The 26174-nt window shown below is 39.4% G+C and carries 27 protein-coding genes; 7 read left to right on the forward strand and 20 right to left on the reverse strand.

From position 1 onward, the window contains the following. Positions 1-8: 8 nt before the first annotated feature. The 3 genes from PAT01_RS02925 (at position 9) to PAT01_RS02935 (ending at position 3287) form a co-directional block, all read left to right on the forward strand. Positions 9-395 (forward strand): DUF3192 domain-containing protein, encoded by a 387-nt coding sequence (locus tag PAT01_RS02925; RefSeq protein WP_004586398.1) that lies wholly within the window; start codon positions 9-11, stop codon positions 393-395. Between the two features lie 6 nt (positions 396-401). Continuing rightward, on the forward strand, positions 402-2090 hold the full coding sequence (locus tag PAT01_RS02930) for a hypothetical protein (RefSeq protein WP_138577207.1): 1689 nt from the start codon (positions 402-404) through the stop codon (positions 2088-2090). A gap of 189 nt (positions 2091-2279) precedes the next feature. After that, positions 2280-3287: an isocitrate dehydrogenase gene (locus PAT01_RS02935; protein ID WP_004586400.1), complete on the forward strand. Its 1008-nt coding sequence runs from the start codon at positions 2280-2282 to the stop codon at positions 3285-3287. A gap of 204 nt (positions 3288-3491) precedes the next feature. Here PAT01_RS02935 and PAT01_RS02940 read toward each other — a convergent pair whose 3' ends face one another. After that, entirely contained in the window at positions 3492-6491 is a 3000-nt protein-coding gene (locus PAT01_RS02940) for an immune inhibitor A domain-containing protein (RefSeq protein WP_138577209.1), read from the reverse strand. A 444-nt stretch (positions 6492-6935) separates the two neighbouring features. Here PAT01_RS02940 and PAT01_RS02945 point away from each other — a divergent pair, with 444 nt between their 5' ends. Together PAT01_RS02945 and ilvN are read left to right on the forward strand one after the other, a co-directional pair. Continuing rightward, positions 6936-8660, forward strand: a complete 1725-nt coding sequence (locus PAT01_RS02945; RefSeq protein ID WP_138577211.1) for an acetolactate synthase 3 large subunit — start codon at positions 6936-6938, stop codon at positions 8658-8660. Beyond that, positions 8660-9157, forward strand: a complete 498-nt coding sequence (gene ilvN / locus PAT01_RS02950) for an acetolactate synthase small subunit (protein WP_004586403.1) — start codon at positions 8660-8662, stop codon at positions 9155-9157. The genes PAT01_RS02945 and ilvN overlap by 1 nt, the downstream gene beginning before the upstream one ends. 206 nt (positions 9158-9363) lie before the next feature. Here the strand turns inward: ilvN and PAT01_RS02955 are convergent, their stop codons facing one another. From PAT01_RS02955 to PAT01_RS03030, 16 genes are all read right to left on the reverse strand, one after another. Then, positions 9364-9639 (reverse strand): HU family DNA-binding protein, encoded by a 276-nt coding sequence (locus PAT01_RS02955; RefSeq protein WP_004586404.1) that lies wholly within the window; start codon positions 9637-9639, stop codon positions 9364-9366. Between the two features lie 206 nt (positions 9640-9845). Then, on the reverse strand, positions 9846-10385 hold the full coding sequence (locus PAT01_RS02960) for a DUF3833 domain-containing protein (RefSeq protein ID WP_024031747.1): 540 nt from the start codon (positions 10383-10385) through the stop codon (positions 9846-9848). A gap of 1 nt (position 10386) precedes the next feature. Then, the gene (locus PAT01_RS02965) at positions 10387-10860 is read right to left on the reverse strand and encodes a chalcone isomerase family protein (RefSeq protein ID WP_055254401.1); all 474 of its coding nucleotides are present in this window, start codon (positions 10858-10860) and stop codon (positions 10387-10389) included. Positions 10861-10910: 50 nt separating this feature from the next. Beyond that, complete coding sequence (locus tag PAT01_RS02970) at positions 10911-11423, reverse strand: DUF2878 domain-containing protein (protein WP_138577213.1); 513 nt, start codon at positions 11421-11423, stop codon at positions 10911-10913. Then, positions 11398-12660, reverse strand: a complete 1263-nt coding sequence (locus PAT01_RS02975) for an SAM-dependent methyltransferase (protein ID WP_029774496.1) — start codon at positions 12658-12660, stop codon at positions 11398-11400. Before PAT01_RS02975 ends, PAT01_RS02970 begins: the two co-directional genes overlap by 26 nt. A 53-nt stretch (positions 12661-12713) precedes the next feature. After that, complete coding sequence (locus PAT01_RS02980) at positions 12714-13451, reverse strand: DUF1365 domain-containing protein (protein ID WP_054981923.1); 738 nt, start codon at positions 13449-13451, stop codon at positions 12714-12716. Next, positions 13444-14700 (reverse strand): NAD(P)/FAD-dependent oxidoreductase, encoded by a 1257-nt coding sequence (locus tag PAT01_RS02985; protein WP_138577215.1) that lies wholly within the window; start codon positions 14698-14700, stop codon positions 13444-13446. Before PAT01_RS02985 ends, PAT01_RS02980 begins: the two co-directional genes overlap by 8 nt. Further along, a complete protein-coding gene (locus tag PAT01_RS02990) occupies positions 14697-15407 on the reverse strand; it encodes an SDR family NAD(P)-dependent oxidoreductase (RefSeq protein ID WP_004586411.1) in 711 nt (236 codons plus the stop codon). The genes PAT01_RS02985 and PAT01_RS02990 overlap by 4 nt, the downstream gene beginning before the upstream one ends. 2 nt (positions 15408-15409) lie before the next feature. After that, positions 15410-15838, reverse strand: coding sequence for a nuclear transport factor 2 family protein (locus PAT01_RS02995; RefSeq protein ID WP_138577217.1), 429 nt, complete (start codon positions 15836-15838; stop codon positions 15410-15412). A gap of 1 nt (position 15839) precedes the next feature. Further along, positions 15840-17231 carry a deoxyribodipyrimidine photo-lyase gene (gene phrB, locus PAT01_RS03000; RefSeq protein WP_138577219.1) on the reverse strand — a complete coding sequence of 464 codons (1392 nt, stop codon included), beginning with the start codon at positions 17229-17231 and terminating at the stop codon, positions 15840-15842. Then, positions 17231-18184, reverse strand: coding sequence for a YbgA family protein (locus tag PAT01_RS03005; RefSeq protein ID WP_096042971.1), 954 nt, complete (start codon positions 18182-18184; stop codon positions 17231-17233). Before PAT01_RS03005 ends, phrB begins: the two co-directional genes overlap by 1 nt. A gap of 8 nt (positions 18185-18192) precedes the next feature. Continuing rightward, positions 18193-18873, reverse strand: a complete 681-nt coding sequence (locus PAT01_RS03010; protein WP_054981919.1) for a ChrR family anti-sigma-E factor — start codon at positions 18871-18873, stop codon at positions 18193-18195. Then, positions 18866-19489, reverse strand: a complete 624-nt coding sequence (locus PAT01_RS03015; RefSeq protein ID WP_004586416.1) for a sigma-70 family RNA polymerase sigma factor — start codon at positions 19487-19489, stop codon at positions 18866-18868. Before PAT01_RS03015 ends, PAT01_RS03010 begins: the two co-directional genes overlap by 8 nt. A 69-nt stretch (positions 19490-19558) precedes the next feature. Beyond that, a complete protein-coding gene (locus PAT01_RS03020) occupies positions 19559-20140 on the reverse strand; it encodes an LON peptidase substrate-binding domain-containing protein (RefSeq protein ID WP_004586417.1) in 582 nt (193 codons plus the stop codon). Positions 20141-20363: 223 nt separating this feature from the next. Beyond that, entirely contained in the window at positions 20364-20642 is a 279-nt protein-coding gene (locus PAT01_RS03025) for a hypothetical protein (RefSeq protein WP_055254108.1), read from the reverse strand. A gap of 225 nt (positions 20643-20867) precedes the next feature. Next, on the reverse strand, positions 20868-21227 hold the full coding sequence (locus PAT01_RS03030) for a hypothetical protein (RefSeq protein WP_024031760.1): 360 nt from the start codon (positions 21225-21227) through the stop codon (positions 20868-20870). A gap of 167 nt (positions 21228-21394) precedes the next feature. Here PAT01_RS03030 and trhA point away from each other — a divergent pair, with 167 nt between their 5' ends. Both trhA and PAT01_RS03040 read left to right on the forward strand, forming a co-directional pair. Beyond that, positions 21395-22024: a PAQR family membrane homeostasis protein TrhA gene (trhA, locus tag PAT01_RS03035; protein WP_055254106.1), complete on the forward strand. Its 630-nt coding sequence runs from the start codon at positions 21395-21397 to the stop codon at positions 22022-22024. Positions 22025-22622: 598 nt separating this feature from the next. Then, positions 22623-23522, forward strand: a complete 900-nt coding sequence (locus PAT01_RS03040; RefSeq protein WP_138577225.1) for an SDR family oxidoreductase — start codon at positions 22623-22625, stop codon at positions 23520-23522. Positions 23523-23793: 271 nt separating this feature from the next. On the opposite strand, the gene PAT01_RS03045 is transcribed toward PAT01_RS03040, so the two are convergent. From PAT01_RS03045 to PAT01_RS03055, 3 genes are all read right to left on the reverse strand, one after another. Continuing rightward, positions 23794-24345 carry a diguanylate cyclase gene (locus tag PAT01_RS03045; RefSeq protein ID WP_138577227.1) on the reverse strand — a complete coding sequence of 184 codons (552 nt, stop codon included), beginning with the start codon at positions 24343-24345 and terminating at the stop codon, positions 23794-23796. Between the two features lie 563 nt (positions 24346-24908). Next, positions 24909-25220: an MGMT family protein gene (locus tag PAT01_RS03050; protein WP_138577229.1), complete on the reverse strand. Its 312-nt coding sequence runs from the start codon at positions 25218-25220 to the stop codon at positions 24909-24911. Then, the gene (locus PAT01_RS03055; protein ID WP_138577231.1) at positions 25210-26106 is read right to left on the reverse strand and encodes a LysR family transcriptional regulator; all 897 of its coding nucleotides are present in this window, start codon (positions 26104-26106) and stop codon (positions 25210-25212) included. The genes PAT01_RS03050 and PAT01_RS03055 overlap by 11 nt, the downstream gene beginning before the upstream one ends. Positions 26107-26174: the final 68 nt, after the last annotated feature.

A 26174-nucleotide genomic window follows, 5' to 3' on the forward strand; every position in this document is an offset into this window, starting at 1 on the left:
AGTTAAAAATGATTAAAAAGTTTATAAGATACTTAATATTAGGGTTAGGCTTGTATGCACTCATTGCGACTTTAGTGATCACCTTTTATAAAGATGACCCGCAAGCAATGATTTGGCAAGACCGTGAGGCCTTTAACGAGCGCTACATAAGAAAGCTGTCAATTGATGAGGCGGTTACCTTAAACAGTGTACTCGATTATTTAGGAAGCCCCGATTTAACCTATGCCAAACGTAATAAAGACCAAGTATGGCAGATTGTTTTTTACCGTACTCAGCACCAAACTTCAGATGGCATAACCACGATGGATGAATGCACCGGCTTATTATTTAAAAATGGTGAGTTATTTTTATGGGGCCCCAGCGCCTATACAACTTATCAGGAAAAGATCAGGTGATGGCCAATGGATGAGCCTATTTCAAAACAGTTAGTGCGGTTACTACACAACACACATCAAATACTAACAATTTATAGTGACAAAACGCAGTGGCAACATCTTTATCCGCTTGTTGTACAAACAGCCCAGCATTATCGCGTTTTGTATCAGCAACACCCGCACGCTTTACAAGCGCGTTTAAGCTTGTACACCAGCCACTACGACTTTGCTACAAACCTCGTTATTAACCAATGTGTTATTAGCACAGCACTGTGCGCTAGCCAGCAATTTGATGACGAACTAACCGAGCTTTATATTGGTGTTGCATTGGTAGAGCATTGCTGCGTTGTAGCGCAGCATAATAAAATTGCGCAGCAGCAAATGCTTACACTCAGCGATAAAAAAATATGGCGTTTTCGCCATCAGCTAGCAGCAAAAGTGTTGCTCAGTGCACAGCACCCTACTCAAAATAGCGTGCGTATGTTGGCTAAACTAAATAAGTATAAGCAAGCGTTACTAAGTACTAGCGACATAATGCTATATGACAATGCCATAACCTTGTGTGCATTAAGTAATATTATCGCGATGAACATCACCTATACATCGAAAAAGAACCCATTAAATTTTTACAAAGCTTTGGGTGAATTGTATGTCAAAACAGCTAACCCATTTGCGCAAAGGTTAATTAAGGATTTAATAGCGCATATAGGCCCACACCTGCCAGGCAGTAAAATTGTTTACAGCGACCAAGCAATGGTTTATTTAGCAAGTGATGAGGCTAATAAGCATATACTTATTAATGCCAATAATGAGAAAAAACTGGCGTGGTACAAGGTTAAAACCTCACTTAAAGATCAACCACTGCAATGGCTATGTACTGATAAACGGGTATTATTTTTAGCCTGGAACAATGAGCACCTGGTACGTAAGGCCCCGGCGCAGATAAGCTCAAAGGCCGAATTAATAGCGTTAGTGAGTCATATAAAAGTAGCGCATGAATATGGTTTTAAAGGCTTAGATAAGTTACTGGCCCCTTTTAGTGAAATAACACAGAAGCTCTGCCAAGCAGTCAGGCCCTATAACAATCAGCACCAAGCCGCCAAAGACTTACGCCATAGCTTGTCGATGGTCGGCTACGATAATGCACCGGCGATTATTCAGCGGGTTATATTTGAGCAATTAGTGGATACATCACATCATCCACACAAACACATCGTACTGAATAAACTTAATAGCTTTATTAATATTTTAGCTTTAATAGTAAGTAATAACCCAAAACAGCAATTTGAACATATAGCCTTGCCCCTCTATGGTTACGTGCATTATTTATTAACCCATTGCAGTGCACAGCTCTGTGCAAAAGTAACCATAAGTAGCGTGCCTAACCAAACCTATAGTGCCCCATTAGCAGCCTTTTTTGGGGTGGAAACGATTAATAATGAACATTTAAATACAGAATTAACACAACTACTGAGTGATAATCCATGGACCAAGCCCCTACTCGATGCTGAACAACAACCTAAAAAAGAGCTAAACGAGCAGCACAAATTATGGATTAGTTTAAAGGTCGTGGCGCAAACTATTTTTAAACCCGCTCTGCCTTTAACGCCTTGGCAAAAACAAACTTTAAATGCGCAGCTAAAAGCACAAGGCTTTAAATCTGAGGATGATTTTTTTGCGCAACTGCAAGGCTTATCGCTATATAACAGCATTTAAGTCACTTATGCTGACTATAAGCACAGGTTATACCCTGTATTTATAGTATAAACTGGCAAAATGGGCGATAAGTTGGTATAAATGCGCCCTCAAAATATATCCACATACGTCACATAAATGACCTAACAAGCAGTTACTATTATTAGTAATAATTTATGTGCGTTTTTTATTCTTTTAAAGGAAAAGTCAATGGCCAAACAAACCATCACAGTGATCAAAGGCGACGGCATCGGTCCGAGCATTATCGACTCAGCACTTGAAATATTAAAAGCCGCAGGTTGCGATTTTGATTATGAATTTGTTGATGCAGGCCTTGCTGCACTAGAAAAAACTGGCGAGCTACTTCCTCAAGAAACAATTGATACAATCGCTAAAAACAAAATCACTCTTAAAGGTCCACTAACGACGCCGGTAGGTGAAGGTTTTACGTCTATTAACGTAACATTACGTAAGCAGTTTGGTTTATACGCAAACGTACGCCCTGTTAAATCTTTTGTTGGTACTAAAGCACGTTACGATGATATCGATATCATTACTATTCGTGAAAATACCCAAGGTATGTACTCAGGTTTAGGCCAAGTAGTAAGCGAAGACGGTAACGAAGCAGAAGCTAAATCTGTAATTACTCGCGAAGGCGCTGAGAAAATCATCACTTTTGCCTACGAGTTAGCAGTACGTGAAGGCCGTAAAAAAGTAACCGCAGTACACAAAGCAAATATCTTAAAATCTACCTCTGGCTTATTTTTAAAAGTTGCACGTGAAGTTGCTGAGCGTTACCCGCAAATTGAATCAACTGAAATGATTGTTGACGCAACATGTATGAAGCTAGTTATGACACCAGAAGAGTTTGACGTTGTAGTAACAACTAACTTATTTGGCGACATTTTATCTGATCTTTGTGCTGGTTTAGTTGGCGGTTTAGGTATGGCACCAGGTGCAAACATTGGTGAAGATGCTGCTATTTTTGAAGCCGTTCACGGTAGTGCACCAGATATTGCTGGCAAAAACTTAGCAAACCCTACTTCAGTAATTTTAGCGTCTATCCAAATGCTTGAGCACTTAGATATGGGCGACACGGCTGAGCGTATTCGAAGCGCTGTAGCTGATGTAATTAAATCTGGCGATCGCACAACACGTGACTTAGGCGGCAGCCACGGTACAACTGATTTCACTCAATCAGTAATCGACCGTTTATAATTTAACAAGGTTAATCTTGTTTTAAGCCTAAAAAGCCAGCATATTGCTGGCTTTTTTGTATTTTAACCTTTGCTAATTACATCACTTGGCATAACTACGCTATTTATTTTAAATAGAATTTTTAATGCAGTGAACATCTCCTTTTATACCACTGGTGTTAAGTTATTAGACATTTAAGTCGATTGGTATTACTTCACAAAATCATTAAACTTTATTGCTGGTACGCCGATAAAACCCACTTATCACTAATAGCGCAATGAAATAACCTATTGCCCCACCACTTGATGATGATTCACTTTGCGCTTCTTGTACCGAGACTGTTAGCTCACTACTTATAACTTCATTGGTTTGACTGTCTGTGAGTACAAGTTTTACTGAATAACTACCTGCACCTTGGTAATTATGACTTGGGTTTTGCGTTGTACCTAGTGGGCTGCTATCGCCATAATCCCAGCTATATGTATAATTACTAGATCCACCTAATGGTGAGCTATTAAATTGTACCGCTAAGTTATTTGCAGTATAGCGTGTACTTAATTGCAGCGGTGCGTTAACACTCAAAGCATGTTGTTGGCTAACACTTATCCCTTGCGTATCAGTTACTATTAACGCGAGGGTGTAATCTCCAGAGTAGCTAAATTGGTAATCTAGGTTTTCAGTTTGCGATACGGGTTCACCATCTATAAGCCAACTCATGCTGTAAGGTGCTTCTCCGCCAGTTACGATTGCTTGAGCAGATAAAGTCGCACCGTTTAACTGATACGTTAAATTTTCAATTTCTAGCGGCTTTGTGATACTAATTTGTTTAGTTTGTGTTTGCGTAGTCGTCTCACCCATTGCCGAAAAGGTAACGCTGTAGGTGCCGTAATCGGCATAGGTATGTGTAGGACTTAGCTCAGTACTCGATTGCCCATCACCAAAGTCCCATAAAAATGTATCTGTGGGGGTTAACTTTAAACCGGGTACATTAAAGCTAACGGTTGCCTCGTTTACTGTTGTGGTTATTTGTTGTAGCGCATCATAGCTAAGCAAGAGCTCTGCTGTTTCACTTCCAGGGTGTTGGCTGACTATTTCAAAGTTAAACCCTGGGGGAGTAAGCACCACACCTGATTCAGCCTGCTGCGTAAAGCTGTAATCAAAATGATCATTAAACTCACTAATGGCAGCTAAGTCTTGATCGCCTAAACCTGCACTTTGCTGATATAAACTAAATGCAGCATCGCGTACTTGTATAGGTGTATCTGCAAGTGTGGTGCTACTTGTACCGCGATAAATTGGCTTTTGATCCGCATCAACCACTAAATTAAAACCACCCCCAGGGTGATCAGTTGTGTTGTTGTTATCAAATGCACTATCGCTATACCATAATAAAACTCCCGGTGAATATTGCTCTGCTTGTAAGCCGACATCCACACCTCTGTGCGCACGTAGCTGTATATAGTAGTGGGCTGGTTTAGCATAAATATAACTGCTCACGCGGCTAAAACCATTTAACGCTAAGTTAGTACTTGGCTGCTCTGCGTTATTTTGCCAAATCACAGTATTGTTGTATGTTATTTTTAAATCATCGGCTACAAAACCATAATATTGTGTGTTTGTATCGGTAATATACTCAATACTTAGTGTAATGGTTTGTCCTGCATATTGTGTTAAATCAAACTCATGCATTAAAAAACCATTTGGTTGCTGCGCATCTGCATGTAAAAACGAATCACCACTTATATACGGGCCTATATCGCCATAATAAGGATTTGTCTCGATTGTATAATTACCAGCTAAAGGAGTTTGATTTACCTTTACTTGTACAAGGTCATAGTCGCGCTCAATACTGTAGTAAGCTAAAAAGCTAAGTGTCAGTGGTGTAGCCGCCTCAGGTAAGGTCACGGTTTGTGAGAGCGTGTGTGTTAGATTGTTACCTGTACCAGAGTAAAATTGAAAATCACCTTCAACCGGGGTTTTAAATTTTTCTAGCTGCTGCGCAAGTGTCACTTTAATTTGGCTTTGCTGCTGAGAAAGTGAGCTAGTATAAACTAGCGACTGCTGAGGCTGGCTGTTCACTTCCTCCATGGTTAAATTAAGCTGGTTCACCCAATTGCCTTGGTATCTGTTTTGTAAATACTCAAGCGCCTGTGCACTAAACATAACGGGCTTTGAGCCCCGAGGCCCACCAGCCCAGCTACCAGTAGACATTATTGACCAAGACGATACAGGCTCACCCACGGTATTTGACTGTAAATCGTACTCATCTGCTAAACCTAAGTCGTGACCAAATTCATGCGCAACGACACCTATGCTGGCATCTATTGGATTTATCGTATAACCCGATAACTTAACGCTACTACCCGCAATACTGACAGGTTCACTGTTTTCATCAAATACGTAGTAGCGGTGAGACCAAATTGCATCAACGCCTAAATAGCCTCCACCGGATTCTTCACCAATACTGGAATGAAAAACCATAACATGGTCGATAATGCCGTTTGGCTCGTTGATAATGCCATCGCCGTCAATATCATCTAAATCTGTTAAATCATATTGCGTTAAATCAATATCAAATTGTGCAGTGGCTTTTTCGACTGCTTCTTGTATCAGTGCGGGGACATTTATATCGCGCGTGTTGCCTACGCGCTCACCATAGGTTTTTGCATTACTATCTGCCCTAACCCACCCATATACTTGCCCGCTAAAAGTTAAGCTAGCACCTGATGCGTCGTAATAATAATCGTATACGCTGCTAAGTATTTCATTATTAGGGCCAATAAACCCACCCTCATTAAAAAGCAATTGTTGGTAATGCTCCTTTGTATAATTTTCGTAATACATGTCGGTATCATCATCAACTAGTTGATTGTCATCGTGCTTTAAATCAGGAAAATCAATTAAAATAGCCAGTACTTTAACCTCATTTAGCGCGTTGCTAGGGCTAGCCGCACTTGCATATTGCAGCTGCTTATTGGCTTGCTTAGCGGTTAAGCGGGCTTTCATAGTAGAAACAGGTTTTAACTGCAAAGGGTTAAGCCGTTCAGTATTCGCTAAGTAGCTTTCAACCGTTGGCTTGTTAGTGGTTTGTTGGGTATCAGCGCGTTTATTTAACCAATACTCTATTCTTTGTTTGTTAATAATACCTGGGTCATGCGCACTGGTATTTGCTGCGTTAAGATTTAGGCTGCAAAGGAATAAGCCAAGCCATATTATTTTTTTCACTGTATCTTCCCCAGATAAACTATTGCTCTATCATACCTAATATATGCATTAAGCACAGCGCTCAAACCACCTATTTACCCATTATGGCTACTCGGTAAAATTAGCATAATTTCTTCATATTTTTTATATAACTACAAATAGCGTGCAACTTTTTAGTATGAAAATAAATTAATTTGAAATTTCAATCCAAAACAGCCCTTTCAAGGTTGACATAAGCACGTAAAACCCTTAAAAATAACCCCATATAGAATTTTTAATCTAAAGCAGCATTTTGCTTTTTATAAAGTGACAATTATGAAAAAACAACTTCACCTTTTAATCGTACTCGTAGTGGTCTTAGTGATAAGCCCAGCGGGGATGTATTAAAAAGTGAAATTGCTTTTTAAAAACCCTCGCACTACGCGGGGGTTTTTTTATGCATAAACAGCGCACAGAGGAATGAGGATGAGCAAACAAGAATATAATGGTTCTGAACTAGTTGTTCAGGCATTAAAAGAGTTGAAGGTTAAGTATATTTTTGGCTACCCAGGTGGATCGGTTTTAGATTTATACGATGCACTTTTTCAACAAGAAGACATTGAACATATTTTAGTGCGTCACGAACAAGCCGCAACCCATATGGCAGACGGTTATGCCCGAGCTACTGGCGAAGTTGGTGTTGTACTTGCTACCTCAGGCCCTGGCGCAACTAACTGTATTACAGGTATTGCTACCGCTTATATGGACTCAATTCCGATGGTGGTATTATCGGGGCAAGTACCTACTAGCTTAATTGGTGACGATGCATTCCAAGAAACCGACATTGTTGGCTGTTCTCGCCCGGTTGTAAAACATAGTTTTAACTGCAGAAGCGCTGAAGAAATTCCGGCTATTTTGGCAAAAGCGTTTTACATTGCAAGTACTGGCCGCCCAGGACCCGTTGTTGTTGAGCTACCAAAAGATATGCTTAACCCTGCTATTAAGTTTGAGTACAACTTCCCTAAAACAACAGAGCTTAGAACCTACAGCCCAAATACAAAGGGCCACTCTAAACAAATTCGCAAAGCGGTTACCGCAATTTTAGAAGCTAAAAAACTGGTTATATACTCAGGCGGCGGTATTATTTTATCTAACACCTCTGAGCAATTAACCCGCTTAGTTGAATCGCTAAATGCACCTATCACTAATACATTAATGGGCTTAGGCGGTATTTCGGGTATTCACCCAAATTACGTGGGTATGCTGGGTATGCACGGCACGCTTGAAGCCAATAAAGCAATGGCAAATGCCGATGTAATTTTAGCACTGGGAGCGCGTTTTGATGATCGTGTAACCAATAATGTTAAAAAGTTTTGCCCTAATGCAACCATCGTTCACGTAGATGTAGACCCAACCTCTATTTCTAAAACGATTAAAGCACATATTCCGGTTGTAGGCTGTTTAGCCACTGTGATGGAGCAACTGCAAACCGGCATAGATAAAAGTAGCATTCAAATTGATCGCAGTGCACAAGAGGATTGGTGGCGACAAATTATTAGCTGGCGCGAGCAAAAGTGCCTAAGCTACAACACCGATGGCGACAAAATAAAGCCTCAAGCTGTTATAGAAGCAGTGTATAAAGCCACTAATGGTGACGCATATGTAAGCTCTGATGTGGGTCAGCACCAAATGTTTGCAGCGCAATATTATCCATTTAAAAACCCTCGCCAATGGATCAATTCAGGGGGCTTAGGCACCATGGGCTTTGGCTTACCAGCAGCGATGGGGGTTAAGCTTGCCTTTCCTAATAAAGAGTCAGTGTGTGTAACCGGCGATGGCTCTATTCAAATGAATATTCAAGAGCTATCAACATGCTTACAGTACAACTTGGCTGTAAAAGTGGTTTCGCTAAATAACCGCTCATTAGGCATGGTACGCCAATGGCAAGATATGATTTACGGCGGTCGCCATTCATCTTCATATATGGACTCATTACCTGACTTTGTAAAACTTGTTGAAAGCTATGGCCATGTAGGCATAAAGGTAGATACTTTAGATGAGCTACAACCTGCTATAGATAAAGCCATGAGCATTAACGACCGTTTAGTATTTTTAGATATTAACGTTGATGAAAAAGAACATGTATATCCAATGCAAATTAAACTAGGTGGCATTGATGAGATGTGGTTACGTAAAGGAGTAAAAGCATAATGCGTCGTATATTATCTATTTTATTAGAAAACGAACCGGGAGCCTTATCTCGCATTGTTGGGCTTTTTTCACAGCGCGCCTACAACATAGATAGCTTAACAGTGGGCACCACTGATGATGAGTCACTGTCACGTATCACTATTACCACTATGGGTGATGATAGAATCGTTGAGCAAATTACTAAACAAGTTAATAAATTAGTTGATGTACTTAAAATTATTGATTTGACCGAAATGAGTCACATCGAACGTGAATTATTACTTGTTAAAGTATTTGCCCAAGACGAAACCACACGTGCAGCGGTTACACGCGTTGTAGACGTGTTCCAAGGTGCTATTTTAGATATGGGTCGCCAAAGCTACAGCTTACAACTGGTAAGCAGCACAGACAAAATAGAATCGTTTTTAGACACCCTACGCCATGAAACCGACATTATTGAAGTGGTGCGCTCTGGTGCTGTAGGGATCGGCCGTGGTGACAAAGCATTAAAAGCGTAATTAATTAAAGCTTAAGCGTTTTATATTAAATCCCTGCTAAGCAATTAGCAGGGATTTTTTATGTTAAGCCTTGCCTTACAACGCTCTGCATTGATACCTAATTAGGCATGTGGGAATAAGCTTAACTTAGGTAAGCTCACTACTTTAATACAGGCAAAAAAAAAGAGCTAAATAGCTCTTTTTTAAAAAATTCTGTAAAGCGCCAATTAAGGGTTTACTTGGTCTTTAAGACCTTTACCTGCTTTAAAGCTTGGGATAGTTGCCGCTGCGATTTGGATCTCAGCACCCGTTTGTGGGTTACGGCCAGTACGTGCTGCACGTTCTTTAACTGAGAAAGTACCAAAACCTACTAATGCAACTGAATTACCTTCTTTTAAAGAAGAAGTTACAGCGCCAGTAAACGCGTCAAGTGCACGTGTAGCAGCAGCTTTAGAGATTTCTGCATCAGTAGCGATTTTTTCAACTAATTGAGCTTTATTCATTGTTAGATTCCTATTCGTTATTATTTTGCCTTCGCAAAACCTATCTTTATGCATTTTTAAGGAGTTAGCAACAGCAAATTGCATTTTTTGCTTAAATACTTCGAAAATGCGTAAAATTTTAATAATTCTCGGTAAAATACAGCGTGTTGGGTTAACTAAAACTTAATTTAAGTACACAAAAGGCACACTTTAAATAACACACTGCTCTATATTTTTTCGATAACTAAGGTCACTTCCCCAACCTCGACACCAAACTTAACAATAGACGTTCGGTTTATCAAGCGCGATTGTGTAACCAGGTACATCCAATCATCAAAATTTACCTCAAGCGTACTGCCGTCATAGGGTAAGGCCACATTGTAGTTCCAATGAAACACACTGCCTGCGCTTTTACCGGTTGCAATGCCAAGCACATCATCAGCACGTCCCACTAAGCTATTATCGTCATTAAGGGTGACATACCAAATACGCTTTTGTGTTTCACCATCGTCATACACAAAGTCTTCCTCTATAACGCCCTCGTTCCCTTCCCAGCGCGCATTCATAGTGACAACAAGTTTACGTGTGAGTTCGCCTTTATAATCTTGCACAACGCCGTATGCTTTCAAATCGCCACTAAAAAACGCTTTAAAATCAAATTCTGGGTTGCTGCTATTGTAGTGCTCTACTTTTGGCGCGGAGCAGCTCACTAAAAATAATGCGGCCATTAAAATACATAGCTGTTTAAATTTATTTATATTGCGCATGTTAAATCCCTAATAATTGTTTTCTAAGTGCTGGCTCTGAGGTGTTTGGGCTTAGCCAAATAGCTAAAAACTGATTGGCAAATTGCGAGTCACTAATTTCACCTAACTTTTTATCATTATGGTAAAAAGTAGCCTGACCGCTTGGTGATGTTTGTAAGCTTAACGACTCGCCTTTTTTAATGTCTGGCCAAAGAGCGAGCAATTTATCAGCATACTTAGCTGATAAATCACTTTTACCTAAATGCTGCCATTGCTCTTTAGTGGCTTTAACAATGTCTTTTGCTGCAAAGTCTCGCAAATAGGTGAGCGTAAATTTAACGGGGTGCGCCCCCTGTTTGTAACTCCCTGAGCGGGTATATAACGTTGCATCGTAAACATCCCAAAATAAATATTCCATGCGCGCCTCGCCCACTTTTTTAAAGTCAGTTTGCTCTTCGCTAAAGCTCAATGGGGTAAAAAAAGTAGCCATAATCATTGCGGCCGTTATTGCACATATTTTTGCGGTGATATTCATACAAGCTCCTGTTATTGCTTGCTAAAATTTATAATCGCTTTAATTTTTTGGTTAATAATAAGAATTAATGTAAAGGCAGCAGCCCAAAGTGCGCCGTACAGAAGCCAAAATGCCCACACAGGTGAATAAATACTAAGCACGCCAAATTGAGCACCTGAATAATAACTAATTGGCGCAAAGGCTAAGCACACTAAATAGGCTTGCCAAAGTTTTAGGTTAGTAATAAACGCCATTGATGTGTTTAAGCAAAGCAATAGTGCTGCCCATAGCAAGGCTAACCAAAGCGGAAAAGGGGATACTTTAAATTCAAAAAGATTTAACTGCACAGCAAGGTATTCACATAACAGCGCAATTGGTAAAGCTTTTACTAAAAGCAACGCGTCGAGCTTATGCTGCTTTGATAAAACAAACATAAGCACAACAATACCAGAGGTGTATAAAACAGATTGAGCTTCTAAAAACAGTGATAAAAACCACACTGTTTGAAAAAGCACAAAATTAATAATTAAGGGCAATTTCGTCATTTTGACTAGTAAAACGTGGTTTACGCGCCGTTAAATGAACGGTGCTGGTTGCTCGCGTTCTAAAAGCGCCTTCGCAGTAAGCAAAGTAAAATAACCATAATCTGTAAAAACGCTCATCAAACTTGTCACTGTCAAGGGTGTGCCAGTTATCAATAAAGCGTGTGCGCCAATCGGCTAGTGTTCTAGCATAATGCGCGCCTATGTCGCTTACAGTATGAATAACCATATCGGTATTGTTCTTAATTTGCTCGCTCATCTCATTAATTGAAGGCAAACAACCACCGGGGAAAATATACTGCTGAATAAAGTCAGAGTTTTTTAAATAATGTTGATAACGTTGATCGCCAATAGTGATCGCTTGGATAAGCATTGCACCGTCTTCTTTAAGCAAGCTATTACATTGCTTAAAAAAGCTTGGTAGGTATTCATGTCCTACTGCTTCTATCATCTCTATTGATACAAGCTTGTCGTATTGACCTTCTAATAAACGGTAATCAAGCTTGAGCAGAGTTATATTATTTTCAAGTCCTAACTGTTTAACCTTGTTTTCAACATAGGCATATTGCTCATCAGAAATCGTTGTTGTGGTCACATGGCAGTTGTAATGTGTGGCCGCGTAAATCGCAAACGCCCCCCAGCCTGTGCCAATTTCAATAACTGAATCGCCTTCGTTTATCTCTACCTGCTCACAAATTTGTTTAAGCTTGTTTTGTTGAGCATCCTCAAGAGAGGCGTCTCTTGATGGATAAACAGCGCAGGAGTAGAGCATTTCCTCGCTTAAAAATGACTCGTATAAATCGTTACCTAAATCGTAATGTGCAACGATATTCTTTTTCGACCCAGATTCTGAGTTGCTGTTTTTGAGATGGTTAAAACGGTGGGCTAGGCCACTAAAAAACGAGAATTTTTTTTCAAAAGCATCTAGTTGTTTTTGGTTTATGGCAAAAATTTCGATGAGTTTGGTCAAGTTATCACATGACCATTGCCCAAGAATATAAGACTCACCAGCACCCACACTGCCAGATAGCGCAAATGCTTTGTACATGGCAGTGTCGTTAACGGTAATCGTGGTTTTTAAGTCTGAATGTTGTTGACCAAATACTGTTGAGCGACTGTTCTCAACTAACACTATTTGGCCTGTTTCAATACTTGCAAAGGCTTTGGTGACTAGCTTTTTATATAAGTTTGTAAACCAACCAGTTTGCTCTTGGCAATTTATACTCGAGACTTTTTCCATCTTAAACCCTTTATAATTGTATCGCTACCCGCAACTAAGCTTGTTTAACTATACTAAGGTTTTCCTGAATGACCTAAAAAAGGAACCCTTTTAATAAACAACTTAAGTGCTTGCACATAAATACCTTTGAAAATAGACAAAGTCATCGCAGGAAATTTTTTTAATAATTTATTAACTTCTTGCTTCGTTAACTGACTTCGCTTTAATCGTAAAGACGCGTCGAATAACAACTCATCCCCACGTTTATTTTCTATATGAATTAATGTGTTATCGGCTGTATGTTGTACCTGCCAATGGTAGTCCATATCTAAATTCATAAAGGGTGATACGGAGAAAGCCTTCTTAAAGTTCACTTTTTTTTGTAAGGGCACCAAATAATAATGGCGTTCATTCCACGGCGTATTGCTTACCTCAGCCACCATATATTTAAAGTTATCGGTGCTATTACCGTAAAAGTAAAAATTTACAGGGCTGAAATAAATGCCCATACACCTAAGTTGGCCAAGCATATAAATATGCGAAAACGTCTCTTTAACGCCTAGTTTTTCTATTTGGCACTGTGCACGTTCAATAATACTTAATGGCTCTGAGTTTGGCAGTGTGTTTAAATAATCGGCTTGATTAAAACGCAGTGCTTTAAACCCAAAAGTACCTAACATAGGGTGAATGTTATTAAGCAATAACGGATTTTTTAAATCTACCCACATCATATAAAGCGGGTATTTAAACTGATGGTTTTTTACCGCAAAGCGCCGATGCCTCACATCGCCTAAGTATACAGCGCTATTCAAATTCAACACCGAATTGCTTAGCCACATCTACCCCACTGCGAACACCATCTTCATGAAAACCGTTATACCAATAAGCACCACAAAAATAGCTATTATTTTGGCCATCAACAGTGTGCTTGAGTTTTTGTGCGGCAATGGATGCTTCGTTAAAAACAGGGTGATGATAAGTAAACTCACGTAATATATTTGCTTTGTTAATCCCTTCTAAGTGATTAAGGGTTACACAAAATTGTGTATCTGAGTCAATACCTTGCAGTATATTCATTTGGTATGTAACAACCGCTGCTTTGTCGGTGTTTTCGTTTAGTAAGTAATTCCAGCTAGCCCAGGCGGCTTTTCTATCTGGCAGTAAACTGGTATCTGTATGCAGTACTACCGAGTTTTCGGTATAAGGGATTGCACCTAATACAGCGTGTTCTTGCTCAGTCGCATCACCAAGTAATGTAAGGGCTTGATCTGAGTGACACGCAAATACCACTTTATCAAATTCAGCTTGTTCGCCATTTTCAAAAGTAATAATTACTTTATTATCTACACGCGTAACCGTCTCAATGTCGGTATTTAGTTTTATCCGCTCTGCAAAACCTTTAATAAGCGGCTTAATGTATTGCTTAGACCCACCAGGGATTACATACCACTGCGGCCTGTTTGTAACATCAAGTAAGCCATGGTTGTAAAAAAAGTTTACAAAAAACTCAACCCCTACATTTTGCATCTCTTTGATGCTGGTTGACCAAATTGCCGCCCCCATAGGTAAAATGTAATGGTATTTAAAAAAGTCATTAAAGCCGTGCGTATCTAATAACTGACCCAGTGTTTGATCTTTAGGGTAGTTTTGCTCGCTGTGCATTGCTTTACATAATTTATTAAACTTAACTATATCGCTTAACAAGCGCCAAAACTTAGGCCTAAATATATTTCTTTTTTGAGCAAATAAGCTGGTAAAGGTGTGTCCGTTGTATTCAAAACCACTTGCTTGATTATGAACACTAAAGCTCATTTGTGTTTCTTGTCTGTCTACGCCAATGCGCGCGAGTAGTTTTTCAAAGTACGGGTAAGTGCGGTCATTAAATACTATAAAGCCCGTGTCTATTGCGCGTTTAACCCCAGCATCAGATATCTCTACTGTCGCGGTATGACCACCAATGTAATCGTTTTTTTCAAATACAGTAATATCGTAATGCTTATGCAGTAAATGAGCACAGGTTAAACCCGATACGCCAGAACCTATTATTGCTATTTTTTTCAACGGGCTAATCCTTTTGCTAAACGTAACCAAAGTGGTAACGGTAAAATACGTAATGCTTTTAAAATAAGCGTAAACCGATAAGGAAAATGAACTTCTTTACGGCGTTTATTGATCCCCTTAATCATATAATCGGCGGCCTCTGTTGCAGTAACAGCCATAGGCATTGGGAAATCGTTTTTATCAGTAAGGGGGGTTTTAACAAAACCAGGGTGCACTAACGTAACATCAACATCGTTTAAGTCGATTGCTAAGCTTTTCGCTAAATAGCTTACCCCGGCTTTAGATGCGCCATAAGCCTCAGAGCGTGGCAGAGGTAAATACGTAACGCTTGAGCTAACAAGTACAAGTTGCCCGCCCGCACTAATTTTTGGTAATAGTGCCTCTAGGCAGTAGCCCATTGCCAGCAGGTTTACTGAAATAACTCGCTCAAACAAAGCGCTGTCAAAGTTACGGGCATCATCTACATACTCACAGTTACCAGCGTTAAGAATAACCTTATCAAAAGCACTAAACCCAAGGGTTGCTTGCTTTATGTCTTTGAGGTCTGTGGCATCAAACTGACACGCTTTAATGTTGGTGTGTTTTTCAAGCTCAGCTAACTTTTCAAGGTTTCTGCCGCAAGCAATTACCGTGTTACCTTGCTGTGCGTACTTTATTGCAAGCTGCTCGCCAATACCTGAGGTTGCACCTGTAATTAAAATATTCATCGCTACCCTGCTCGTTTATCTATGTAATTTATAACGCCACCCAAAATAGGAATATGCTTGTATAGCATTTCACCTACATTAAAATAGTCGCGGTGGTTAATAATTTTACATTCTTTAAATACCAGCTTACTGTGCCCTTCTACCGATATAGTTTTGCCAGAAGCCAGTTTTGGGTGGGCGTAATGCATAGTCCAATACAAAAATGCTTTATCATCACGCTCGTAGGTGTCGCTAATATCAAACTGACAATGCTTAACATTACTATATAGATTAGAAAAATATCGGGTAAGCTCGCTTAGCCCGTGTATTTCGTGCATTGGGTCTTTAAATTTAATTTGCTCGCTGTAAATATCATTAAGCAAATGCAGGTTTGATTTATCGAGTTGTTGATATATTTCTACAAATTTTGCTACCGGTAATGCTGTTTCCATATCACCCCTTAAATGCAGCTATTGCACGCTCGCGAGCTGCTTTATGATCTACGATTGCCGGCCAGTAACATTGCTTATCAGCCCCTATTGACGCTAAATAAGCATGAGGAAAATGAATATGTTTATCTGGCACTTTTTCAAGCTCCGGTAAATATTTACGTATAAATTTACCATTAGGATCAAAGCGCTCACTTTGAGTGATAGGATTAAATACGCGAAAATAAGGCTGCGCGTCACAGCCAGTGCTTGCAGCCCACTGCCAACCACCATTATTAGAGGCTAAATCGCCATCAATAAGGTGCTGCATAAAAAACTGCTCGCCTTCACGCCAATCAATTAATAAATGTTTGGTCAAAAAGCTGGCAACTACCATTCTTAAACGGTTATGCATCCAGCCGGTTTGAACTAACTGTCTCATCGCTGCATCAACGAGTGGGTAACCTGTTTTTCCCTCACACCAGGCTTTAAACTCAGCCTCGTTTTTACGCCACTTAACGCCATTGTACTTTTCGTTAAAGTTATCACCACGAGAAAGCTTAGGAAATTGCGCAATTAAATGACGATAAAATTCGCGCCAAATAAGCTCGTTTACCCAAGTAAAAGTTTTACTTTTAGATGTTGTTAAAATATCTGGGTAGCGGTTTTGAATATTAACCAGTAACTGCTTAGGGCTTATAATACCCAGAGCTAAATAAGGGCTTAAACCCGATGTGCCTTTAATGCTGGGTATATCACGCTGTTCGTCGTAGCGACTTAATTTGTCGCAAATAAAATTATCAACAATGGTTGCTAAGCTTTCATCATCAACTGGCCATTTTTCTGAGCTGCCATCACTTTTAATTGCTTGTGCGTTGTTATTTATCGGCTGTTTTTTTAAAGGCCACGGTAATAAGCTAAAGTGAGTATCTTGGTGTTGTTTAAGCCACTGTTTTTTAAATGGCGTAAACACTTTGTACATTTCGTTACTTTGGTTTTTAACACTGCCTACAGGCGCTATTACATCTCCCTCATAGAGGGTAAACGTAATTTTTTTATCATCACACTTTGCAAGTATTTGCGCATCACGATTTACTTCATTTAACTCATACTCTTTATTGGCAATTACATGTTTTACCTGATGTTTATCGCAAAATGATAAAAGCGCACTTTCACAATCGTCAAAGTAAGGAGCGTCAAAAATATGCAGCTCTATTGCGTACTGCGCTAGCTGCTCGCGTATATAATTGAGACGTCTTTTTAGTAAATCTATTTGAATGGGAGCGGCGTTGTGTTGTTGCCATTGCTTTTCGCAGATAAAAAAAATGGCCTGTTTAGCGCCATTATTTAGCGCTTCAATAAGCGCTTCGTTAGAAAAAAGGCGCAAATCGCGCCTAAACCAAAAAAGTGTATTCATTATATGCCGTAACGTAATTTTAGTTCATTAGGGTAAGGATTAAAAAACACCTGCTTTTCTAGGTATTCATTAGGGTGTACTTTCAGATGATGTTTTAACAAAGTAAGCGGTACGTACAAAGGCACTAAACCTTGGCGGTATTCATCGATGGCATCGCGTAGCTCTTGCTTTTCAACCTTAGATAAGTCTTTTTTAAAGTAGCCCTGCAAGTGCATTAACGTGTTGCAGTTATTCCTACGTGATGCAGGCTTTTTAAGGCCGTTCATTAACCCAAGAATGTACTCATCTGCTAAAGCGTTAATATCATCACCTTTATAAGTACCAAGTAAATTACCTAAGTCGCGGTAAGCTTGATAATTATGAGCCATCAATAAGTACTTATATTGGGAATGAAACTGGGTAAGCTTATGCACTGTGAGCGGCTCAGAAGCTAATAACTGCCACTGTTTGTAAGCGTACACGCGCATTACAAAGTTTTCGCGTAAATGCATGTCGTTTAAGCGGCCGTTTTCTTCACATGGCAGTAATGGATTGTGCTTCATTATTTGCTCAGCAAAAAAACCAACGCCTTCGGAGGTATTGCCGGTGCCAGCTTCGTTATAAATTTTAATTCTTTCCATACCGCAGCTTGGGCTTTTCGCACAAAAAACAAAACCACTTAGGTTTTTAGCTTGCTCTGTGGCTACTTTTTTACCGTATTCAGTTAACTTAGGCCCAACATCGCCAGTGCCATCTGGGCGACATACTTTTATTGTATCGCCCACACGTACTTGGCGTATGGTTGGCCTAGGAATAGGTAACCCTACGGCTACCTCTGGGCAAAAACGCGTGTACTCTACATGTTTTCCAAGTTCATCCATACAAAAGTTAGACTTTTTATGGCCTGTATCAAAACGTACTTTTTCGCCTGCTAAGCAGGCGCTAATACCTATTTTTATTGTGTCTGTTTGCATAAATTCTCTTAATAAATCAAGTTACCTATAGGATTAAGTAACTTACTGAGCCCTTTATTAAAATGTAGCGCACTACTGACTACTGTAAAGCATAAACAGCCATCTTTTGTAAGTGGGGTGTGCTGATGAGAGCCATCTTGCCAAATAAAGTCTCCTGGCACGTAACTGCCCTCTTCATCACTAAACTCACCATCAAGTAGCAAGGTTACTTCAAAACCAGTATGAGTATGCTCGGGGATTTCGCCCCCTGCGCCAATATGTAAAAGGCTTGAGCGCAATGGGCCATCATCAATAGCAACGCGAGAGCGAGCAAGCTTACCCACTTGCGTAAAACGCCCATGCGAAATGCGTGTTAAGGCGCGTGGTAATTCGTAGTTATGCTCGTTAACTTGTACGGTTACCGGCTCAACTTCGTAAACTTCATCAATGCTAGCATCGGCGGTTATCAAATCTAGCAGGTCAGCGTCAAAATCTGGTGCTTGTAAGTCGTTACTTAAATTTAATGCATCAGGGGCGTGTGGTGTCTCGCTAAATACATCCTTTGCATTAGCGGCTTCAAGTTTTGCCACTTTTGCTTGGCAAACTGGGCACATATCAACGTGTATAGATACCGCAACGCTTAACGATGCAGGTAACTGCGCTGAACAATATTGTGCTAGTAAAGATTCACTAGGGTGATGTTTAATCATGCTGATCTCCCATTTCATTACGTAATTTTTGCAAGGCTAAACGCAATCGTGATTTTACCGTGCCTACAGGAATATTTAATTGTTGAGCAAGTTGCTCTTGCGACATATCTTGGAAATAAACACCTCTGACTACCTCTCGCTGTGCGGTTGGTAGTTTGTCTAGGTAACGTTTAATTTGTTGATCTTCCAAGTGGTCGCTAAATTCGAGTGTTGTATCTTGAGATTCGTTAATAAGTGGCCAAATATCTTCGCTTATATTTTCTTCTTTATTACTTTTCATTTTACGAAGCATATCGAATGAGGCATTACGCATTACGGTATATACCCAAGTCGTCGCAGCCCCTTTATCGCTGTGATACAAATGCGCTTTACGCCACACTGAGGTTAGTGTTTCTTGTACAAGCTCCATTGCTTGTGCCTCAGAGCCAAATTGCTTAATTCCAAAGCGTTTAATTTTTGGCGAAAAATATTCAAATAAGTAAGCAAACGCTCTTTTGTCTCGCGAAGTAGCTACATCAAGCAGAGCTTGCATAAGCTCTGCACTTGGCGTTTCTGGCATGGCAGTATATTTACCTGTATTAGGTTCACAACGTGGTGAGGGTTGTTGACTTACCATAATAATTAATCCCGTGTATGCTTTTGTATATGTCTATACGCCAAGCAATTAAACGCAGATCACATTATTTTAGGCAAATTCATTGTTAATCACAGTATGGAGGAAGTTTAGTAAGTTAGCAAAGTTACTTTCGAACGCAAGTTGCTGTTTTTTATCAATAGATATAGGTAACAGTTCAAGCCAGCGCGCAGCTACCCAGGCTAAATTATCAAACTTGGTTTGCCTATATAAACTAGAAAGCTCTTTATTGTTTAAAAATATGTCCTGCAAAGAATCAGACAAGCGTTGATTATCAGCCGAAATTTCACTGTGGGAGTCATTGTACCAATACGGCGTATTGCAATCGCTTAATAAGCCATGGCGCAATTCACTTTCATCTTGGTATACGTCATTTATTTGCACGCTTTTAGCAGCGTACACATCAATAAGTAGCATATTGCTAGGGTCTTGATCAAAGTCGATAATATCGACCAAACAGCCCTGAGCGCTAATATTAAATGGCGTGTCGTGCTGGTAGGTGCACAGTACAAAACCGACATTATTTTGTAGTGCGGTTTTTACCATGTTTAAATACCTAGGCTCAAATATACGTAAACGCGTATAGCCTTCTGGTAACACAAATATTGGTAATGGGAAAATCGCACGTTTCATAAAGTCTACTTCTTTAAATTACACTGCCTTTATTTACGTGCGCTTTTACTAAGTCGATCAGCTTACTCAAATCGAATTATTTACCTATTAATTAAAAGTTGATCCAACTTCCCATACTTTTTATTACTTGAACCATATAGTAAACACTAATCACGCTTACAACAGGCGCCAACATAAGTGCAAATAATCCTAATTCGTTACTCATCGTCTTATCCTTTTACACTTATTTAGCTTTAACTTGCGTAGTTACCGGCATTGAAGACTGCGTGGTAACGTCAGCTTGTTCTTGCGCTTGATTTACAAATTGCTCAAGTACTGCCTGGGCATCAAAACTAAGGCTCTGCGAAATTGATTGCTCAAGCTCTGCCGTTGCTTGATTAATATAGCTTGTTACGTTTTGCGTTATAATATCAGTTACATCTAGGTCCACTTCACTCGCATGTACTTGCGAAGAACCTAATACTAATAAACTTGCCATAGCGATTTTAATTGAATGTTTCATAATGGTATTCCTTGTTGTGTATATTGTTTAGACGCAATAACATAATCAAGGGTTGTGCCAACAGAAAAATAAAAATTAAATCGTTGATATTTAAAGACTATATCAAAAGCCATATAGCAACGCAGCATTCAGGTTTGGTTAATTTAACTAACCTTTTTAATTTTTTGACTAACTATTAGTAAATATTTTTAGTTCACTATTTGCAGTTTAAAACAACGACTACCATTACTTTTTATTTTGTGTATCGGGCTTAACTTTTTTACCTAACCGATAAGCATCAACCATACTTAGTAACCAAATGACCACCATTAAAGGAAGATATTTATATTCCCCAAGCTGAGCACATTCACCTGATGGATTACGGGCGGCTTGTAAAATGCCTGAAGCCGTCATCGGAATTTTACCTGCTAAAATTTCATTTGCGCTACATTGCGCTATAGCCAAAATATCACCTAATGTCATAAACAAAAGTAGCGTAAATACACCTGCAAAAATACAGCCTATTAAATGCTTTTTAAGCGAAAAATGCCCTGCCCCAGGATACACAATGGCAGTAAGTAAAACGGCTTTGAGCTCTTTTTTCATGATAAACGTGCCTTAATTAATTGAGACTATACGACCACACTATACCCGATTAATTCCCTTTAAAATCAATAAAAGTACGGTGACTAATTTACAGTAACAATGCTGACATTGAAACATTGAGCGTACACCTGTACACTCAAGTTTAATTAATAAGTGGTAGGACTAGTATGACTATAGGTGCACCCTATTCTCGCAAAGAAGAAAAACTCAATGTATTAAGCCATGCACTGGGAATATTTTTTGCTGTGTTTGTAATGTGGGATTTATTTAAACAAGCCACCAGCGTAAAAGCTTATATTAGCACCGCTGTATATGGGGCTAGTTTATTTGTATTGTTTTTATCATCCACACTTTATCACGCCAGTGTACAGCCCAAATTACGCGCTTTTTATAAAAAGTGCGATCACTGCGCTATTTACGTATTAATAGCGGGTACGTACACCCCATTTTTATTGCTATCTCTAAATGGATTGTGGTCTTGGGGGACACTGAGTTTTATTTGGGCAGTCGCGCTTGGTGGCGTTGCTTATAAAGTGCTGGTTAAAAATGGTAATAAAAAAGTCTCGCTGGCTACCTACTTACTTATGGGCTGGTTTGCCCTTGCGATTGTATACCCACTTTATTTAAATATTGATGTAAAAGCACTGTACTGGTTACTGGCCGGTGGCATTTTTTATAGCTTAGGAACATTATTTTATAGCGCTAAAAGCACTCAATTTAGCCACGCAATTTGGCACCTCTTTGTAATAGCTGGGTGTGTGTGCCACTACATTTCAATTACTAATTACGTGTATTAATGCATGTAATTAGTAATTTTACGCTACGTACATAAACCGCATTAATTTGGCTACCCTTCTATATAAAAGCGCGTTTTAGCCCAGGTGATATCACCTGGGCCTTAATTAAAAACGCTGTAATTTACCGCTTTGACTATAAGCCTATCACTGTCCTTACTCGCCTAATTAAATAGCTCGATAAACAGCGTGTAACATTTTCGGTACTCTTATCCATTTTTTACCCATTATCTTCACATAATCCTTTCCTAGTTTTAAAATAAATGCATTAAAATAAGTGACATAGCATCATATTTTGAATGTAACGCTATGGCATATCTATTGCTCCTTCAATATAAATGGTCAGTAAAACCTTGGCCAAGCAAATACGTTAAAGGAGATACAAAGTGGGCGCATTACAAGCTGATTCTACAATTGAGGCAAGTGCTACATTAGTAAGTTGCTACTTATACTCAATATTTTACAACCACACTCACTTTTACGTCTATTCCCGCCAAGCAAAGAGGTAGGTAACTCGCATTGCTGCGTTATATGCCATTAGGCTCTTTGTGATTACATGCAGTTAATCCAACTTAAACTTTACGTTAAAGGAGACGTTGATATGCCAACTAACCAATTTACGATGCAAGACCCTAGAAGCCAATATCAAATGGGTCGGACCGAAAAAGACAGTGATCAACCAGACCCTGGCCTAGATGAAATTTTAAAACCTAAAGCAGATCACGGCGAAGATACCTATGTAGGTAGCGACAGATTAAAGGGTCGCAAGGCGTTGATCACCGGGGGCGACTCGGGCATTGGCAGAGCGGTTGCCATTGCATTTGCCAGAGAAGGTGCCGATGTAGTTATTAATTACTTAGCCAGCGAAGAAGCTGATGCGAAAGAAACACTCGATATATTAAAAGCCAGCGGTAACAAAGCATGGGGAATTGCAGGCGATATCTCTGATGAGAGTTTTTGTAACGACCTTGTGGCGCAAAGCGTTGAAAACTTAGGCTCAATCGACATATTAGTGAATAATGCGGGTAAGCAACAGTTTGTTGCAGAGTTAGACGATTTATCTACCGAGCAATTTTGCCAAACATATGCAACAAATGTATTTGCTATGTTTTGGATAACAAAAGCGGCGGTAAAACATATGCCACCGGGCGCTAGTATTATTAATACAACCTCTATCCAATGTTATCAACCCTCTGCTGGGCTTCTTGATTACGCATCGACTAAGGGCGCAATTACAAGCTTTACTAAAAGTTTAGCAAAAATGGTGATTGATAAAGGCATTCGGGTTAATGGGGTTGCTCCTGGGCCAATTTGGACCCCGCTTCAACAAAGTGGTGGCCAACCGGCTAAAAAATTGCCTGAATTTGGTGATAACGTACCATTAGGCAGGCCAGGACAGCCTGCTGAACTAGCACCCACCTATGTCTACTTAGCATCGCAAGAGTCAAGTTACATTACCGCTGAAATAATGGGTGTTACAGGTGGGCAGCATCTACCTTAATCATGCTAGCTCACTCATATTAGTTAATCTCAACATATTGATTTTATAAAATAATAGCGGCGTATATACGCCGCTATTTTTACCTAGCCTTTTTCAATTATACCTAAATAAGCCCCACTAAGTATTAGTGAGGCTCTGGTTAACAATACCTTAGACAGCATCTTAGCTTGGTACTAAACCCTGTGCTCGAGCAACACTATTTAGCTCAGTGTAAGCAAGAGCGTGCCTATTTAGACACGCATAAATTAACTGCATAAATAACTTAAGCCGATTAAGTATTATCTTTTTTAGCACGTATACCGCGAATGAACTCTTCTAAATAAGGTGTAAATTCTAGCGCAAGTGCTATAAATAGCACCGTTGCCAAGTAAGTTATTGGTAAAGGAGAGGCTTTTAATTGCAGCGTAAAGTCAGGAGGAAAGCCGCCTGGAGTAAATAAAGCGGTAAATTGCTCCCAATGGCGCGCAATAATTAATACCAAAGCTAACAGGGGTATCATTTCTAAAAAACTGTGTATATGTTGCTCTACCGGCCCTACCCTTCGCTTACTTACTGCATAACTTACATCCCACATTGCTGTAAGCTCATGCAGAAAAAACAACACAATACAAATGGCAATAATCAAACTATTAACTTCAAAAATTAAAACGAGGATTAACGGAATGCCCACTTCGGCAAACATTAATAAATGAATAAATGACTCTTTAGCACCGCTGGTTGTAGAAATATTACTACGTCGATGACAAAACCAATCAGCAATACCAGCAGCAAGCCACACAGGGATCACAAAATACATTAAAATCAATAAAGTTGGGTCAGTCATAGTTTGTTAGTCCTTAATATTTCGTTTTAATAACCCTCATGCTTAAAACTAATTATTTACACTTCATCACCTCAATTATTCATCACTAGCGATGTGAAAAACCGTATTTTTCAAATAATTTATCAGTCACTTTTAAGATGGCTTGAGGATTACTTACGTTTTTACGCTTTTACTCTTTTACCTTTTTGCAAATGAGATACCATTTTAAACGCGCCCTTAAGCCAACATTTGGTATGCTCAATATCTATTTACAACAAATAAGTAGTTCAAATGTTATGCCAAATCTCGACGCTAAATTGATTTAATGCCATCTTAGGTATTGGTAGGTGTGGAGGTGTTTTTACTTTGCCGTATATATTTTTATTGTGTAAAAAATAGAAAATATATCGCTTTTCATTGTAAGTTTTTCATTCACAAAGCTAGATAAGGAGATTGTGTTAAAAGTAAAACTACAAGCTGAATAACCCTATTTTTTGTAGATTTACGATAGCTAAAAACAAAAAAGTAAGCCGCACACTTGTAATAAAGCAGCCTTTAAAAGCTTTTTTACGATAATACGTTCACTACAGCCATCTACACTCGCGCATGTTCACTTTGTCGTTTTTAAAGCTAACCCCTTCTAATAATAGCTTTTGGCGCTGCTCTTGGTATTTATCACTGCCTGCAGGAAATGATATTTTACCTTGGCTATTTACTACTCTGTGCCACGGTATAACAGAATCATCTGGCATTTGCTTTAAAAGGCGCCCTACTAAGCGTGAATTTTGCGGGAAACCTGCAAGCGTTGCTACTTGCCCGTAACTTGCTACAAAACCTGCAGGTATATTTGCAATAATGGTGTAGATGAGGGTTTCTTTCTCAATATTATCGGTCATTAACGTACGCCTCACTGAGTACTTTAAATTGCTCCCAAATAGAGCGCGCAACAGGGCCATGGTGTATTGCATCACGCCTAAATGCACGTACTTCTATACCAAACTCATCTTCTCTGTCGTTTATCTGTATTTGCTGCAACAGCCCTGCTTCTATTTCAGGGGCGCAATAGTCTATGTTCATCATTGCCCAGCCGGCACCAGCAAGCAAAAACGACTTTAAATTGGTTACATCGTCAATCTTCATTAAGGCAGAGCCTTTTGAATACGAAAGCTTGTCGCTGTCTATGCTTAAGTCACTTTCAAACATGGCCAAACACGGGTAATTTTGTAGCTCGTTAAAGGTCATGTACTTAGGAAACGTATTAGTAGATGCAATAATTCCAATGTTTAATTTACCAATAGGTAGGCTCTCTAAGTGCCCTGTTGCATGAAATAAGTCAAACCAGGGGCCTATGCCTAACTCCACTTGCCCACTATTTACTTGCTCTAAAGAGACAAAGCGTTTGCCACTGGTTAAATTAAACTCTGTACGCTTAAATAGTCTAAAAGTATTACTTATGATCTCGTTATAACTGTCTTTTTGACAAATTTGCTCGTAGCAAATTCGATATTGTGGCTCGTTACCCAGTGCAAGCTCTTTAGCAAGCTGTGCTAGCTCATCATTTGCATGCAATAATTGTTGTGCTTCGCGATGAAAAACACGCCCTTTTTCAGTTAACTGTAATCGGTACTTGCTTCTATCGAGTAGTTCGAAGCCAATTTTTGCCTCTAAGTTTTTAATTGCTAAGGTAAGCGCAGGTTGAGTTTTATGTAATTTAAGCGCCGCGCCACTTAAACTTGCACTTTGTACAATGGCATCTAAAATTTGTAATTGATTCAGCTTCATACTGCGCTCAACATGATCATAAATAAAACTTATTATGTTTCTAAAATTTAATGAATTTTATTTTATAT

It is taken from the genome of Pseudoalteromonas atlantica (genome assembly GCA_007988745.1).
GTDB lineage: Bacteria > Pseudomonadota > Gammaproteobacteria > Enterobacterales > Alteromonadaceae > Pseudoalteromonas > Pseudoalteromonas atlantica.

Bases quoted from the DNA above. Each gene is read 5' to 3' on its own strand.
- PAT01_RS02925 (WP_004586398.1), top strand. From the start codon at position 9: ATGATTAAAAAGTTTATAAGATACTTAATATTAGGGTTAGGCTTGTAT.
- PAT01_RS02930 (WP_138577207.1), top strand. From the start codon at position 402: ATGGATGAGCCTATTTCAAAACAGTTAGTGCGGTTACTACACAACACA.
- PAT01_RS02935 (WP_004586400.1), top strand. From the start codon at position 2,280: ATGGCCAAACAAACCATCACAGTGATCAAAGGCGACGGCATCGGTCCG.
- PAT01_RS02945 (WP_138577211.1), top strand. From the start codon at position 6,936: ATGAGCAAACAAGAATATAATGGTTCTGAACTAGTTGTTCAGGCATTA.
- ilvN (WP_004586403.1), top strand. From the start codon at position 8,660: ATGCGTCGTATATTATCTATTTTATTAGAAAACGAACCGGGAGCCTTA.
- PAT01_RS02955 (WP_004586404.1), bottom strand. From the start codon at position 9,639: ATGAATAAAGCTCAATTAGTTGAAAAAATCGCTACTGATGCAGAAATC.
- PAT01_RS02960 (WP_024031747.1), bottom strand. From the start codon at position 10,385: ATGCGCAATATAAATAAATTTAAACAGCTATGTATTTTAATGGCCGCA.
- PAT01_RS02965 (WP_055254401.1), bottom strand. From the start codon at position 10,860: ATGATTATGGCTACTTTTTTTACCCCATTGAGCTTTAGCGAAGAGCAA.
- PAT01_RS02970 (WP_138577213.1), bottom strand. From the start codon at position 11,423: ATGACGAAATTGCCCTTAATTATTAATTTTGTGCTTTTTCAAACAGTG.
- PAT01_RS02975 (WP_029774496.1), bottom strand. From the start codon at position 12,660: ATGGAAAAAGTCTCGAGTATAAATTGCCAAGAGCAAACTGGTTGGTTT.
- PAT01_RS02990 (WP_004586411.1), bottom strand. From the start codon at position 15,407: ATGAATATTTTAATTACAGGTGCAACCTCAGGTATTGGCGAGCAGCTT.
- PAT01_RS02995 (WP_138577217.1), bottom strand. From the start codon at position 15,838: ATGGAAACAGCATTACCGGTAGCAAAATTTGTAGAAATATATCAACAA.
- phrB (WP_138577219.1), bottom strand. From the start codon at position 17,231: ATGAATACACTTTTTTGGTTTAGGCGCGATTTGCGCCTTTTTTCTAAC.
- PAT01_RS03005 (WP_096042971.1), bottom strand. From the start codon at position 18,184: ATGCAAACAGACACAATAAAAATAGGTATTAGCGCCTGCTTAGCAGGC.
- PAT01_RS03010 (WP_054981919.1), bottom strand. From the start codon at position 18,873: ATGATTAAACATCACCCTAGTGAATCTTTACTAGCACAATATTGTTCA.
- PAT01_RS03015 (WP_004586416.1), bottom strand. From the start codon at position 19,489: ATGGTAAGTCAACAACCCTCACCACGTTGTGAACCTAATACAGGTAAA.
- PAT01_RS03020 (WP_004586417.1), bottom strand. From the start codon at position 20,140: ATGAAACGTGCGATTTTCCCATTACCAATATTTGTGTTACCAGAAGGC.
- PAT01_RS03025 (WP_055254108.1), bottom strand. From the start codon at position 20,642: ATGAAACATTCAATTAAAATCGCTATGGCAAGTTTATTAGTATTAGGT.
- PAT01_RS03030 (WP_024031760.1), bottom strand. From the start codon at position 21,227: ATGAAAAAAGAGCTCAAAGCCGTTTTACTTACTGCCATTGTGTATCCT.
- trhA (WP_055254106.1), top strand. From the start codon at position 21,395: ATGACTATAGGTGCACCCTATTCTCGCAAAGAAGAAAAACTCAATGTA.
- PAT01_RS03040 (WP_138577225.1), top strand. From the start codon at position 22,623: ATGCCAACTAACCAATTTACGATGCAAGACCCTAGAAGCCAATATCAA.
- PAT01_RS03045 (WP_138577227.1), bottom strand. From the start codon at position 24,345: ATGACTGACCCAACTTTATTGATTTTAATGTATTTTGTGATCCCTGTG.
- PAT01_RS03050 (WP_138577229.1), bottom strand. From the start codon at position 25,220: ATGACCGATAATATTGAGAAAGAAACCCTCATCTACACCATTATTGCA.
- PAT01_RS03055 (WP_138577231.1), bottom strand. From the start codon at position 26,106: ATGAAGCTGAATCAATTACAAATTTTAGATGCCATTGTACAAAGTGCA.